Source organism: Variovorax sp. Soil_C_39 (genome assembly GCF_057656815.1).
Genome location: NZ_JBDGJQ010000001.1, coordinates 785867 through 800386 on the forward strand (window position 1 = coordinate 785867; position 14520 = coordinate 800386).

Below are 14520 nucleotides of genomic sequence, written 5' to 3' on the forward strand. Positions count from 1 at the left end.
CCTGCGTCAGGCCGCGGGCTGCTGAGTGTTGCGCAGCCGGATGTGTAGCTCGCGCAGCTGCTTCTCGTCGACCGGGCTCGGCGCCTGCGTGAGCAGGTCTTGCGCGCGCTGGGTCTTGGGGAAGGCGATCACGTCACGGATCGACTCGGCGCCCGTCATGAGCATGACGAGGCGGTCCAGGCCGATCGCGATGCCGCCGTGCGGCGGTGCGCCGTACTGCAGCGCATCGAGCAGGAAGCCGAACTTGGCCTGCGCGTCCTCGGCGTTGATCTTGAGCGCGCGGAACACCTTGCTCTGCACTTCCTCGCGGTGGATACGCACCGAGCCGCCACCCATCTCGATGCCGTTGAGCACCATGTCGTAGGCCTTGGCGATGCACTTCTCGGGCGCGGTGTCCATGAGGTCTTCGTGGCCGTCCTTGGGTGCGGTGAACGGATGGTGCACGGCGCTCCAGCGCTGGCCTTCCTCGTCGAACTCGAACATAGGGAAATCGACCACCCACAACGGCGCCCAGCGGTCCTCGAACAGGCCCGCCTTGCGGCCGAAGGGGCTGTGACCGATCTTCACGCGCAGCGCGCCCATGGCGTCGTTGACGACCTTTTCCTTGTCGGCGCCGAAGAACAGGATGTCGCCATTGACCGCGCCCGTGCGCGCGATGATCTCGGCCAGCGCCGCATCGTCGAGGTTCTTGACGATCGGGCTCTGCAGGCCGTCACGGCCCGCGGCGGCGTCGTTGACCTTGATGTAGGCCAGGCCCTTGGCGCCGTAGATCTTGACGAACTCCTGGTAGGCATCGATCTCGCCGCGCGAGAGGCCACCTTCGGCACCGCCGCCCGGCACCTTCAGCGCGACCACGCGGCCGCCCTTCATGGTGGCGGCGTTCGAGAACACCTTGAACTCGACGCGCATCATGGTCTCGGTGAGTTCGGTGAACTCGAGCTTCACGCGCAGGTCGGGCTTGTCGGAGCCGTACTTGAACATCGCGTCGGCATAGCTCATGGTCGGGAACACCGGCAGGTCGATGCCCGCGGCGTTGCGGAACACGTTGCGGATCATGCCTTCGAACATTTCGCGGATCTCCTCCTCGGCGAGGAACGAGGTCTCGATGTCGATCTGGGTGAATTCGGGCTGGCGGTCGGCGCGCAGGTCCTCGTCGCGGAAGCACTTCACGATCTGGTAGTAGCGGTCGTAGCCGGCCACCATCAGCAACTGCTTGAAGAGCTGCGGCGACTGCGGCAGCGCGAAGAAGCTGCCGTCGTGCACCCGGCTCGGCACGAGATAGTCGCGCGCGCCTTCGGGCGTGGACTTGCCGAGCATCGGCGTCTCGATGTCGATGAAGCCGTTGGCGTCGAGGAACTTGCGCGTCTCCATCGTCACCTTGTAGCGCAGCATCAGGTTGCGCTGCATCGCGGGGCGGCGCAGGTCGAGCACGCGGTGCGTGAGGCGCGTGGTTTCCGAGAGGTTGTCGTCGTCGAGCAGGAACGGCGGCGTGACCGACGGGTTCAGCACCTTGAGCTCATGGCACAGCACTTCGATCTTGCCGCTCTTGAGCTGGTCGTTGGTGGTGCCTTCGGGGCGGGCACGCACCAGGCCGGTGATCTGCACGCAGAACTCGTTGCGCAGATTCTCGGCCACGGCGAAGGTGGCGGCGCGGTCGGGGTCGCACACCACCTGCACATAGCCTTCGCGGTCGCGCACGTCGATGAAGATCACGCCGCCGTGGTCGCGCCGGCGGTTGACCCAGCCGCACAGGGTGACGGTTTGGCCCATCAGGGCATCGGTCACAAGACCGCAATAGTGAGTACGCATGGCCATGGTTGGATTCCGGCGCCGCAAAGGCGCATTGGTATTACTTGCTCGCGATGGAAGAAGGGCCGCCGGGGACGACCACGCCCATCGAGACGATGTACTTGAGCGCTTCGTCCACGCTCATCTTGAGTTCGATGCAGTCGCTGCGCTTGAGCATCACGAAATAGCCGCCCGTGGGATTGGGCGTGGTCGGGACGTAGACGCCCAGGTAGTCGCCGCCGCCGAGATGCCCGACCACCTCGGGGCCGGGCGTGCCGGTCACGAAGGCAATGGTCCAGAGGCCTTCGCGCGGCCACTGCACCAGCACGGCCGTGCGGAAGGCATTGCCGTTCTCGGAGAACAGCGTGTCCGACACCTGCTTGACGCTGGAGTAGATCGAGCGCACCACCGGGATGCGCCGCACCACCGCGTCGCCCCATCCGAGCAGGCGTTTGCCCACGAAATTGCTCGCTACCGCGCCGACCACCAGCAGGATGGCGAGCGTGAGCAGCACGCCGAGCCCGCGCACGTTGTTCTCGTGCAGCCAGTTCTGCCACGCGAGCGGCAGCACCCAGAGGGTCTGGTCCAGCGTGTCGATGATCCACTTCAACACCGCCAGGGTGATGAACAGCGGAACGATCACCAGCAGGCCGGAGAACAGCCATTTGCGCAGGGCGTGCATGGGGCGTGGCGTCTCAGTCGCTCTTGGCGGCCGCGGCAGGCGCCGGGGCGGGGCTGGAGGCCGGCGCAGGTGCAGGCGCAGGCGCAGGGCTGGAGGAAGCATCCGCCGCCGGGGCCGTGCCCGCAGCGGCGGCCGCGTCGCCGTTCTTGGCCGTGGCGGCCTCGGGCTTCTTGCCGCCGCCATCGCGGAAATCGGTCACGTACCAGCCGGACCCCTTGAGCTGGAAGCCGGCAGCAGTGACTTGCTTCTCGAATGCGCTCGCGCCGCACGCCGGGCACACCGTGAGCGGCGCGTCGGACATTTTCTGCAGGGCGTCCTTGGCAAAGCCGCAGGCGCTGCACTTGTAGGCGTAGATGGGCATGGAATTGAGTGAGGAAAAAGCGGCGCCAGAACGCTGGCGCGAACCGCTCGCAAAGCCCTCGATTATAAGGGCCGGCCCCTGCCAGCGCCCGCTCAGACCGCTTCGGTGACCAGCATCCGGTGCGGCGTGCGGGTGTCGGTCACCCACTGCGGCAGCAGCGATCCGGCGAGGATGCCGCCGAACGAGGCGAGCACGCCGGCCAGCTGGGCCGGGAATTCCTCGCCCCAGGGGGTGTACAGGAAGAGCAGCCACACGCCAATGCCCGCGGCGATGGCCGCCAGCGCGCCCTGCGTGGTCGCGCGGCGCCAGTAGAGGCCACACACCAGCGGCACGAAGGCGCCGACCAGCGGCACCTGGTAGGCGCCCGAGACCAGTTCGTAGATCGGCGTGCCCTGCATGCGGATCGCATAGGCGAGCACCGCCGCACTGAACACCAGCACCGTGATACGCATGGTCCTGAGGTTCTGCCGGTCGGTGCCCGCGGGCCGGAACTGGCGCCAGATGTTTTCGGTGAAGGTGACGCTCGGCGCCAGCAGCGTGGCCGACGCGGTCGACTTGATGGCCGACAGCAGCGCCCCGAAGAACAGCACCTGCATGACGAACGGCATCTTCTCGAGCACCAGCGTCGGCAGCACCTTCTGCGGATCGTCCTTCAGCAGAGCGGCGGTCTGCTCCGGCATGATCAGCAAGGCGCTCGCCACCAGGAACATCGGCACGGCCGCGAACAAGATGTAGGCGATGCCGCCGATCACCGGACCGCGTGTCGCGCCCTTGACGCTGTTGGCCGACATCACGCGCTGGAACACGTCCTGCTGCGGAATGGAGCCGAGCATCATGGTGATGGCGGCAGCGAAGAAGAAGACCATGTCGTGCCAGTTCGGCTCGGGCCAGAACCTGAAGAGGTCCTTGCTCACGGCGAAGGCCAGCACCTTGTCGGCGCCGCCGGCCATCTGGCCGGCGAACACCGCGATGATCGCGAGGCCCGCGACCAGGATGATCATTTGGAGGAAATCGGTCACGGCCACCGACCACATGCCGCCGAACAGCGTGTAGGCCAGGATGGAAAGCACGCCGATCACCATGCCGGCCGCTATGCCGATGGCGCCGCCCGAGAGCACGTTGAAAACCAGCCCGAGCGCCGTGACCTGCGCCGAAACCCAGCCGAGATAGCTCAGCATGATGATCAGCGAACACGCCACCTCCACGCCGCGGCCATAGCGCTCGCGGTAGTAGTCGCTGATCGTGAGCAGCGTCATGCGGTAGAGCTTGCCCGCGAAGAACAGCCCCACGAGGATCAGGCAGGTGCCGGCGCCAAAGGGGTCTTCGATCACGCCGTTCAGGCCGCTCTCGATGAACTTGGCGGGAATGCCGAGCACCGTTTCCGAGCCAAACCAGGTGGCGAACGTGGTCGTCACGATCATGAACAGCGGCAGGTGCCGCCCGGCGATCGCGAAGTCGGTGGTGTTCTTCACCCGCTTTGCGGCATAGAGCCCGATGGCGATGGTGACCAGCAGATAGATGACAACCAGCGTCAGCAGCACGAGACTCTCTCCTCTAGAACAATTTCACGCGCACCAGCACCTGCATGGCGAGCAACCCCAATACAAATCCCATGCCACCGTAGATGATGGCCTGCAGCAGCCGGTTGGTGCGCTTCTGCGCGGCCAGCAGTTCGAGCAGCTCGCGGCGATGGTCGGGCGCCCGATTCTCGAGGTACTCGTGCAGCAGGCGCGGCAGCTGCGGCAGCAGTTTCGCGTAGCGCGGCGCCTCGGCCCGCAGCTGCTGGAACAGCTTCTTCGGCCCGATCTGGTCGACCATCCACTTCTCGAGAAAGGGCTTGGCGGTGTGCCAAAGGTCGAGTTCGGGGTCGAGCTGGCGGCCCAGCCCCTCGATGTTGAGCAGCGTCTTCTGCAGCAGCACCAGCTGCGGCTGGATCTCGACGTGGAACCGGCGCGAAGTCTGGAACAGCCGCATCAGAACCATGCCGAGGGATATCTCTTTCAGCGGGCGGTCGAAGTACGGCTCGCAGACGGTGCGGATCGCCGCCTCGAGTTCATCGATGCGCGTGCCTTCGGGCACCCAGCCGCTTTCGAGGTGCAGTTCGGCCACGCGCTTGTAGTCGCGTCGGAAGAAGGCCACGAAGTTCTGCGCGAGGTATTCCTTGTCCGACTCCGTCAGCGTGCCGATGATCCCGAAGTCGAGCGAGATGTAGCGGCCGAAGGTCTCGGGCGCCAGGCTCACCTGGATGTTGCCCGGGTGCATGTCGGCGTGGAAGAAGCCGTCGCGGAACACCTGGGTGAAGAAGATGGTGACGCCGTCGCGCGCGAGCTTGGGAATGTCGACGCCGGCCGCGCGCAGGCGGTCGAGCTGGGCGATCGGCACGCCGTTCATGCGCTCCATCACGATCACCTCGGGATGGCAGAAGTCCCAGAACATCTCGGGGATCAGCACCAGCTCGAGCGAGGCCATGTTGCGCCGCAGCTGGGCGGCATTGGCCGCCTCGCGCACCAGGTCGAGCTCGTCGTGCAGGTACTTGTCGAACTCGGCCACCACCTCGCGCGGCTTCAGCCGCTTGCCGTCGGCCGACAGGCCCTCGACCCAGCCGGCCATCATGGCCATGAGCGCGAGGTCCTTCTCGATCACCCCCTGCATGCTGGGACGCAGCACCTTGACGGCCACCTCGCGCACCTCGCCGGTGCTGGTGCGGATGGTGGCGAAATGCACCTGCGCGATCGACGCGCTCGCCACCGGCGTCTCGTCGAACTGCACGAACACGTCGCTCACCGGCCGGCGGAAGGCCCGCTCGATCGTGGCAATGGCCACCGACGACGGGAACGGCGGCACCCGGTCCTGGAGAAAGGCGAGTTCGTCGGCGATGTCGGGCGGCAGCAGGTCGCGGCGGGTCGACAACACCTGGCCGAACTTGACGAAGATCGGGCCCAGCCGCTCGAGCGCCTCGCGCAGCCGCTGGCCGCGCGGCGCATCGAGGTTGCGGCCGATCGAGACCACGCGCGCCACGACGCGCAGCCACGGCTTCTGGAAGCTCGTGAGCACGAGCTCGTCGAGGCCGTAGCGCAGCGCGACCCAGACGATGACGAAACCGCGATAGAAGCGCCTCATTCGGCCTTGCCCGCCTGCGGGCCGGGGCGTGCGCCCGAGGCGAACTGGCGCAGCGCGCCGGCGACGCGGCGTGCGCCCTCGGCCACGGTGTGCGCCGGCACATCGCCGATCACGCGGGCGAGATCGTCTTCGACGTCCCAGCGCACGTGGTCGACCAGCCAGTTGACCTCGGCCGCGAGCTGCACGTCACCGACGATCTGCACCGCGGGCTTGTCGCCGCGCAGCGTGGCACGGGCCAGGTCGAACGGGGATTCGTCGGTGACGGTGAGCGTGAGCTCGGGCACCGAGCCCGGCGGCGCGAGGTCGAGCAGGCCGGCCGGCGTGGCCACCAGCTCCATGGTCACGAAGCGCCACTGGAAGCGCACCACGCGCCCCTGCTGCCGCAGCAGCCGCTGCTGGGCTTCGGGCTCCTGCTGCAGCACATGATTGAGAAACAGCACCGCGCGGTGCTGGATCTCGTGCACCGCCCAGGCGGGCGGCTGCAGGCGCTCGCCGATGCGGTTGAAGAGATCGCCGAGAAAAGAAAATGGGGACGATGGTGTGGCCATGTCCCCATTATCGGTTCAGCAGGCGGTCTCGCGACCGCCGGAATGCGCCTACTGCAGCGCCTGGACGCCCGCAACCAGCCAGCCGCCGGTGCCGCTGGTCGGCTTGGTCATGTTCCAGACTTCGCGGAACGGGCCCGGACCGGCCGAGGCGTCCTCGCGGATCATGCCCGAGAACTCCACGCTCGCCATGTAGACGTCGGCCAGTTCCTCGATGCCGAGCAGCTTGGCATCGAGCATCACGACCTCGGTCTTGTTCGATGCGCCGCCCGTGTGGCTTGCACGGTCCGCCAGCTGGGTGCGGATCTCCTCGACCATCTCGTCGGTCATCATCGAGCGCAGCATGGTCACGTCGGCACGGTCCCAGGCGTCCTGCAGCGTCACGAAGTTGCGCTTGGCGGCGGCCAGGAAGCCGTCGACGTCGAAGCCGGCCGGAATGCCCCAGCTCTGCGAACCCGCGAGCGCCGAGCCGATCATGCTGCCGCCCGCTGCGGCGCCTGCCGCGGAAAGGCTGCTGCCATGGGCCGGCGAGGCGTCGAAGGCAGCGGTGTTGCGCTCCCAGGGACGCGCCGAGGCGTCGTTGCCGACGTTGGCCGGGCTGTACTGTGCCGGCGCGCCCGGGTTTGCGGGACCGCCCGCACCTTCGAACGCGAAGCCGCCACGGCGGCCTGACGCGGGCGCTGCTGCCGAGCGCGCCTTGAACATCCGCCAGACGAACAGCGCCGCCATCGCGAGCAGCGCGATCAGCAGGATGTTGGCAAAGCCGGCGCCGAGGCCGAGCGAATTCGCGAGCCAGGCCAGGCCCAGGCCGGCGGCCAGGCCGCCGAGCATGGCGCCCCAGGGGCGCTTCGGCGCCGCCGCAGCGGGCGTCGCGGGCTTGGGCGTCGCGGCGTTCGCGTTCTGCTGCGCAGGCGCCGCCGGCGGCGTGGACTGGCGCTGCGTCACGCCGGACGACTGGCGCCCGAACGACTTGCCGCCGCCCATGCGCGCGGCATCCGCCTGCACGCTGACCAGAACCAGCGCGGCAGCCAGGAACAAAGAACTCAAACTTTTCATCTCGTCTCCTCTTTCGAGCGAAGTATTCGCCAGATCAACACTTGATTCCAACATGAAGGGCGGCCACGCCCCCCGTCATGTTGTGATAATCCACATGCCCAAAACCGCCCTCTTTCATGAGGGTCTTGAGCTCTTCCTGCGCCGGATGCATCCGGATCGATTCGGCCAGGTAGCGGTAGCTGGCGTCGTCGCCCGCCACCAGCTTGCCCAGGCGCGGCAGCACATTGAACGAATACCAGTCGTAGGCCTTGGCCAGCGGCTTGGCAACCTTCGAGAACTCGAGCACCAGCAGCTTGCCGCGCGGCTTGAGCACGCGGTTCATTTCCTTGAGCGCCGCGTCCTTGTGCGTCATGTTGCGCAGGCCGAAGGCCACGGTGACCACGTCGAAGTGGTCGTCGGGGAAAGGCAGCTTCTCGGCGTCGCAAACCATCGTGGGCAGCGCCACGCCCGCATCGAGCAGCCGGTCGCGGCCGGTGCGGAGCATGGCTTCGTTGATGTCGGTGTGCACCACCTGCCCGCTCGCGCCCACCTTCTTCGAGAAAGCCAGCGCGAGATCGCCGGTGCCGCCCGCGATGTCGAGCACGCGCGAGCCTTCGCCGACGTTGGCCACCATCACGGTGTAGGCCTTCCATGCGCGGTGCAGCCCCGCCGACATGAGGTCGTTCATGAGGTCGTAACGCGACGCCACGGAGTCGAAGACGCCGCGCACGCGCTGCGCCTTTTCGCTTTCGTCGACCTTCTCGAAGCCGAAATGGGTGGTGCTCATCCGCCTGATGTTAGGGCGGAAGCACTCACCTCAAGCCGCCGACCCTTCGAACCCGGGGGATTTGTTGCTTTTTTCTTCCATCGGAAGCGCCCGGCACGCGCCGCGCTCAATGGCTTGCGCAGGCGGAGCCGCCGCCCTTGTCGGGCATCGGCGCATCGCGGTCGACGCCCGCTGCGGCAAGCCGGCGTTCGTACTCGGCCCAGAGTTGCGCCTCGTTGGCACCGAGCTCGTAGAGCAGGTTCCACGAGAAGATGCCCGTGTCGTGGCCGTCGCTGAAGACCGGCTGCACCGCATAGTTACCCACCGGCTTCAGGTCGGCCAGTTCGACATTACGCTTGCCGGTCTGCAGGACCTCCTCGCCCGGGCCATGGCCCTGCACCTCGGCGGAGGGCGAATAGATGCGCATCAGCTCGAACGGGATCCGGAAGCTCGCGCCGTCGGAGAAGGCGACCTCCAGCACGCGCGACTGGCCGTGCACGGTGATCGATGTCGGCGTCGGTGCGCCGGCTTGCAAACCTGCCATCAGAAACTCCTTGTAGCCAGTTGCGCCATCATCGCAGCCTCGAGTGCGGCCAGGCGCGCGGCCAGGTCCGCCTCGCGGGCCCGATCGCTCGCGCGCTGCGCCGGCGCCCAGACCGGGGCTGGAAAATGCGTGTCGTCGGCAAAGCGTGCGATCACGTGCCAATGCAGGTGCGCCACCATGTTGCCGAGCGCCGCCAGGTTGACCTTGGCCGGCGCCAGGTGGTCGCGCAGGCACTGCTCGACGAGCGCCACCGCCTCCATGCACAACACGCGGTCGGCCGCCGACAGGTCGGAAAACTCCGCCACGTGCGCCCGCCATACCACGCGGTAGAAGGCCGGGAAGCCCGGCTCGTCGGCATGGATGACGCGCAGCCTGGCGCCTTCGAACACGATGCGGCCGCCCGGGCCGTCGCAGAGCGGGCAGCCCGCTGCGGCGGTCACACCAGCACCCGTTCGATCCCGCCCTGGTTCGCAGCCGCCACGTACTGCGGCATCCAGTCGCTGCCCAGCAGCTTGTTCGCCATCTCGACCACGATGTAGTCGGCCTCGAGCAGGCCGTTGTTCAGGTCGTTGCCGTAGCGTGAGAGGCCCTGCAGGCAACTCGGGCAGCTGGTGAGGATCTTCACGTTGTCCTGGGCGCCGACCTGGCCGCTGTCGCGCAGCGCGGCCTCGCCCTTCTTGAGCTCTTCCTCCTTGCGGAAGCGGATCTGCGTGGAGATGTCGGGCCGCGACACGCCCAGCGTGCCCGACTCGCCGCAGCAGCGGTCGTTCTTGAGCACGTTGTCGCCGACCAGCGCCTTCACCGTCTTCATCGGGTCCTGCAGCTTCATCGGCGAGTGGCACGGGTCGTGGTACAGGTAGCCGCCGCCGCCTGCATCGGCCAGCGTGATGCCCTTCTCGAGCAGGTACTCGTGGATGTCGATGATGCGGCAGCCCGGGAAGATCTTGTCGAACTGGTAGCCCTGCAGCTGGTCGTAGCAGGTACCGCAGCTCACCACCACCGTCTTGATGTCGAGGTAGTTGAGCGTGTTGGCCACGCGGTGGAAGAGCACCCGGTTGTCGGTGATCATCTTCTCGGCCTTGTCGAACTGCCCGCTGCCGCGCTGCGGGTAGCCGCAGCACAGGTAGCCCGGCGGCAGCACCGTCTGCACGCCCGCATGCCAGAGCATCGCCTGCGTGGCGAGCCCGACCTGCGAGAACAGGCGCTCCGAGCCGCAACCCGGAAAGTAGAACACCGCCTCGGTCTCCGTCGTGGTCGTCTTCGGGTCGCGGATGATCGGCACGTAGTCGGCATCTTCGATGTCGAGCAGCGCGCGCGCCGTCTGCTTGGGCAGGTTGCCCGGCATCTTCTTGTTGATGAAGTGGATCACCTGCTCCTTGACCGGCGCCGGACCGAGCGTGGCCGGCGGCGCCGCGGTCTGCCTGCGGGCCAGGCCGCGCAGCAGGTCGTTGGCCAGGCGCTGGGCCTTGAAGCCGATGCCCACCATGCCGGCACGCACCGCCTTGATGGTCTGCGGATTGGTCGCGTTAAGGAAGAACATCGCGGCCGCATTGCCGGGACGGAAGCTCTTCTGCCCCATCTTGCGCAGCAGGTTGCGCATGTTCATCGACACGTCGCCGAAGTCGATCTTCACCGGGCACGGCGTGAGGCACTTGTGGCACACGGTGCAGTGGTCGGCCACGTCCTCGAACTCTTCCCAGTGCTTGATGCTGATGCCGCGGCGCGTCTGCTCCTCGTAGAGGAAGGCTTCCACCAACAGCGAGGTCGCGAGGATCTTGTTGCGCGGGCTGTACAGCAGGTTGGCGCGCGGCACGTGTGTGGCGCACACCGGCTTGCACTTGCCGCAGCGCAGGCAGTCCTTCACGCTGTCGGCGATCGCGCCGATGTCGCTCTGCTGCATGATCAGCGACTCGTGCCCCATCAGGCCGAAGCTCGGCGTGTAGGCATTGGTCAGGTCGGCATGCAGTTCTTCGGCCGGCTGCCCCGCGGGCGCGCGCAGCAGCTTGCCCTTGTTGAAGCGGCCTTCGGGGTCGACGCGCCGCTTGTAGTCCATGAACGGCGCGAGTTCCTCGTCGCTCAGGAACTCGAGCTTGGTGATGCCGATGCCGTGCTCGCCCGAGATCACGCCGTCGAGGCTGCGCGCCAGCGCCATGATGCGCACCACCGCGGCATGCGCGGTCTGCAGCATGTCGTAGTTGTCGCTGTTGACAGGAATGTTGGTGTGCACGTTGCCGTCGCCCGCATGCATGTGCAGCGCTACCCAGACGCGGCCCTTGAGCACGCGCTGGTGGATGGCCACGCATTCGGCCACGATCGGCGCGAACTCGGCGCCGGCAAAGATCTCCTGCAGTGGCTGGCGCAGCTGGGTCTTCCAGCTCGCGCGCAGGCTGTGGTCCTGCAGCTGCGGAAAGAGCACGTCCACCTCGCGCAGCCAGCCGGCCCAGCGCGTACGCACCTCCTGCACCAGCGTCACGGCCTGCGCCACGCGGTCTTCGAGCAGCTCGGCGGCGGGAATCTCGTGCGCGTCGTCGCTCTTGCCCAGCGGCAGGTTGCCACGCAGCAGGAAGGCCTCGAGCGCGTCCGTCAGCGCGAGCTTGTTCTGCAGCGACAGCTCGATGTTGATGCGCTCGATGCCGTCGCTGTACTCGGCCATGCGCGGCAGCGGGATCACCACGTCTTCGTTGATCTTGAAGGCGTTGGTGTGGCGGCTGATGGCTGCGGTGCGCTTGCGGTCGAGCCAGAACTTCTTGCGCGCCTCGGGGCTGATGGCGACGAAGCCTTCGCCGCTGCGCGAATTGGCGATGCGCACCACTTCCGAGGTGACGCGCGCCACCGCGTCGGCGTCGTCGCCCGCGATGTCGCCGAACAGCACCATCTTCGGGAGGCCGCCGTGCTTTTTGGACTTGGTGGCGTAGCCCACGGCTTTCAGGTAGCGGTCGTCGAGGTGCTCCAGGCCCGCCAGCAGCACGCCCGAGCGCTTTTGCTCGGCGAACATGAAGTCCTTGATCTCGACGATGCTCGGCACCGCGTCCTTCGCATTGCCGAAGAACTCGAGGCACACGGTGCGCGTGTGCGCGGGCATCTTGTGCACCACCCAGCGGCAGCTGGTGATGAGGCCGTCGCAGCCCTCCTTCTGGATGCCCGGCAGCCCCGAGAGGAACTTGTCGGTCACGTCCTTGCCGAGGCCTTCCTTGCGGAAGGTGCGGCCCGGGATCTCGAGGCGCTCGGTGCGCAGCGGCGTGCGGCCGTCGGCGGCAAAGTACTGCAGCTCGAACACGGCGCTTTCGGCATCGTGGATCTTGCCCAGGTTGTGGCCGATGCGCGTGACCTCGAGCCATTCGGCGTCGGGCGTGACCATGCGCCAGGCGGCCAGGTTGTCGAGCGCGGTGCCCCAGAGCACGGCCTTCTTGCCGCCGGCGTTCATGGCGACGTTGCCGCCGACGCACGAAGCCTCGGCCGACGTCGGATCGACCGCGAACACGTAGCCCGCGCGCTCGGCCGCATCGGCCACGCGCTGCGTGACCACGCCGGCCTCGGTCCAGATGGTAGGCACGGGGGCGTCGAGCCCCGGCAGCGCCACGTGCTCGACCTCGGTCATGGCCTCGAGCTTCTCGGTGTTGATGACCACGCTCTTCCACGTGAGCGGGATGGCGCCGCCGGTGTAGCCGGTGCCGCCGCCGCGCGGGATGATGGTCAGGCCGAGCTCGATGCAGCCCTTGACCAGCAGCGCCATCTCGGCCTCGGTGTCGGGGCACAGCACCACGAACGGGTACTCGACGCGCCAGTCGGTGGCGTCGGTGACGTGCGACACGCGCGACAGGCCGTCGAACTTGATGTTGTCCTTCGCGGTCAGCCGGCCCAGCACCCGCGTCGCCCTGCGGCGCAGCGCGGCCACGTCGCGGAAGGCGGTGTCGAAGGCGGCCACCGCCTCGCCGACCAGCGCGGTGAGTTCGCCCACGAGCTGATCGCGCGGCATGTCGCTGTCGGGCGTGCGGCGCTTCTGGACTTCGCCCAGGCGGTGCTTGAGCGCATCGACCAGCTGGCCGCGCCGGCGCGGGTTGTCGAGCAGGTCGTCGACCAGGTAGGGATTGCGCTGGACCACCCAGATGTCGCCGAGCACTTCGTACAGCATGCGCGCCGACCGCCCAGTGCGGCGCTCGGCGCGCAGGGTCTGCAGCAATTCCCAGCCGCGCTCGCCCAAGAGGCGGATCACGATCTCCCGGTCGGAGAAGCTGGTGTAGTTGTAGGGGATCTCGCGCAGTCGTGCAGGCTCTGCGGCCTGCGACAACAGCGTGGTCAACGCGGTCGGAGCATTCATCGGGGGGTGGCACCTCGGCCAGGCGCTGCGCGCCCATATAGCCGGGGGTGGGATTTTAGGGCAGGCCCCGGCACCCTGCCGGCCGGCGGGCCATGCCCCCGCTCAGAACAGGACGCGGCTGCGGATCGTGCCGGGCACCTTCGCCAGCTTGCCCAGCGCCAGGTCGGAATGGGTGGCGTCGATGTCCATGACCACATAGCCGATCTTCTCGTTGGTCTGCAGGAACTGCGAGGAGATGTTGATGCCGTTGTCCGAAAAGATCTTGTTGATCTCCGACAGCACGCCCGGCACGTTGCGGTGGATGTGCAGCAACCGGTGCTTGCCGGCATGCGCCGGCAGCGCCACCTCGGGAAAGTTGACGGACGAAGTCGAGGTGCCGTTGTCGCTGTACTTCACGAGCTTTTCCGCCACCTCGAGGCCGATGTTGGCCTGCGCCTCCATGGTCGAGCCGCCGATGTGCGGCGTGAGGATGACGTTGTCGAGCCCGCGCAGCGGCGACTGGAACTCGTCCTTGTTGCTGCGCGGCTCGACCGGGAACACGTCGATGGCGGCGCCCAGCAGCTTCTTCTGCTTCAGGGCCTCGGCCAGCGGCTCGATCTCGACCACCGTGCCGCGCGAGGCGTTGATCAGGATCGCGCCGGGCTTCATGGCGGCGATTTCCGCCGCGCCGATCATCCACTGCGTGGCCTGCGTCTCGGGCACGTGCAGCGTCACGATGTCGCTCTGGGCCAGCAGCTGGTGCAGGTCGCGCACCTGGCGCGCATTGCCCAACGGCAGCTTGGCGGTCACGTCGTAGAACGCCACCTGCATGCCCAGCCCCTCGGCCAGCACCGACAGCTGAGCGCCGATGGAGCCGTAGCCCACGATGCCAAGCGTCTTGCCGCGGATCTCGTAGGCGTCCTCGGCCGACTTGAGCCAGCCGCCGCGGTGCGCCACCGCGCTCTTCTCGGGCACGCCGCGCAAGAGGAGGATCGCCTCGGCGAGCACGAGTTCGGCCACCGAACGGGTGTTGGAATACGGCGCATTGAACACCGCCACACCATGCTCGCGCGCGGCTTCGAGGTCGACCTGGTTGGTGCCGATGCAAAAGCAGCCCACAGCCACCAGCTTCTGTGCCGCGGCGAAGACCTCGGCGGTCAACTGGGTGCGCGAGCGGATGCCGAGGAAATGCACGTCGGCGATCTTGGCCTTGAGTTCCGCGTCGGGCAGCGCGCCGGGCAGCGCCTCGATCTGGGAATAGCCCGCGCCGCGCAGCACCTCCACGGCCGAAGGATGGATGCCTTCGAGCAAAAGGAACTTGATCCGGCTTTTTTCGAGGGAGGTCTTGCTCGTCATGGCGTGCTCGCGAATGCCCCGGCCAC

At 67.4% G+C, this 14520-nt stretch carries 12 protein-coding genes; all 12 read right to left on the reverse strand.

Translation table 11 applies throughout. The features are described from left to right. Positions 1 to 6: 6 nt before the first annotated feature. A complete protein-coding gene (aspS, locus tag AC3A6J_RS03770; protein ID WP_487858554.1) occupies positions 7 to 1815 on the reverse strand; it encodes an aspartate--tRNA ligase in 1809 nt (602 codons plus the stop codon). A 34-nt stretch (positions 1816 to 1849) separates the two neighbouring features. Further along, entirely contained in the window at positions 1850 to 2470 is a 621-nt protein-coding gene (locus AC3A6J_RS03775) for a DUF502 domain-containing protein (RefSeq protein WP_487858555.1), read from the reverse strand. 13 nt (positions 2471 to 2483) lie between these two features. Then, the gene (locus AC3A6J_RS03780) at positions 2484 to 2831 is read right to left on the reverse strand and encodes an FmdB family zinc ribbon protein (protein ID WP_487858556.1); all 348 of its coding nucleotides are present in this window, start codon (positions 2829 to 2831) and stop codon (positions 2484 to 2486) included. A gap of 92 nt (positions 2832 to 2923) precedes the next feature. Then, entirely contained in the window at positions 2924 to 4372 is a 1449-nt protein-coding gene (locus AC3A6J_RS03785) for a high affinity choline transporter 1 (RefSeq protein ID WP_487858557.1), read from the reverse strand. A gap of 13 nt (positions 4373 to 4385) precedes the next feature. After that, positions 4386 to 5951 carry a ubiquinone biosynthesis regulatory protein kinase UbiB gene (ubiB, locus tag AC3A6J_RS03790; protein ID WP_487858558.1) on the reverse strand — a complete coding sequence of 522 codons (1566 nt, stop codon included), beginning with the start codon at positions 5949 to 5951 and terminating at the stop codon, positions 4386 to 4388. Continuing rightward, positions 5948 to 6499 carry a ubiquinone biosynthesis accessory factor UbiJ gene (locus AC3A6J_RS03795; RefSeq protein ID WP_487858559.1) on the reverse strand — a complete coding sequence of 184 codons (552 nt, stop codon included), beginning with the start codon at positions 6497 to 6499 and terminating at the stop codon, positions 5948 to 5950. The genes ubiB and AC3A6J_RS03795 overlap by 4 nt, the downstream gene beginning before the upstream one ends. 48 nt (positions 6500 to 6547) lie before the next feature. After that, positions 6548 to 7552 carry a Tim44 domain-containing protein gene (locus AC3A6J_RS03800; RefSeq protein ID WP_487858560.1) on the reverse strand — a complete coding sequence of 335 codons (1005 nt, stop codon included), beginning with the start codon at positions 7550 to 7552 and terminating at the stop codon, positions 6548 to 6550. Between the two features lie 34 nt (positions 7553 to 7586). After that, a complete protein-coding gene (ubiE, locus tag AC3A6J_RS03805; protein ID WP_487858561.1) occupies positions 7587 to 8318 on the reverse strand; it encodes a bifunctional demethylmenaquinone methyltransferase/2-methoxy-6-polyprenyl-1,4-benzoquinol methylase UbiE in 732 nt (243 codons plus the stop codon). Between the two features lie 106 nt (positions 8319 to 8424). After that, entirely contained in the window at positions 8425 to 8841 is a 417-nt protein-coding gene (locus AC3A6J_RS03810) for a gamma-butyrobetaine hydroxylase family protein (RefSeq protein ID WP_487858562.1), read from the reverse strand. Beyond that, positions 8841 to 9281, reverse strand: a complete 441-nt coding sequence (locus AC3A6J_RS03815) for an HIT family protein (protein ID WP_487858563.1) — start codon at positions 9279 to 9281, stop codon at positions 8841 to 8843. The genes AC3A6J_RS03810 and AC3A6J_RS03815 overlap by 1 nt, the downstream gene beginning before the upstream one ends. Then, entirely contained in the window at positions 9278 to 13159 is a 3882-nt protein-coding gene (locus AC3A6J_RS03820) for a DUF3683 domain-containing protein (protein WP_487858564.1), read from the reverse strand. Before AC3A6J_RS03820 ends, AC3A6J_RS03815 begins: the two co-directional genes overlap by 4 nt. Positions 13160 to 13261: 102 nt before the next feature. Next, the gene (gene serA, locus AC3A6J_RS03825; protein ID WP_487858565.1) at positions 13262 to 14494 is read right to left on the reverse strand and encodes a phosphoglycerate dehydrogenase; all 1233 of its coding nucleotides are present in this window, start codon (positions 14492 to 14494) and stop codon (positions 13262 to 13264) included. Between the last annotated feature and the right edge of the window lie 26 nt (positions 14495 to 14520).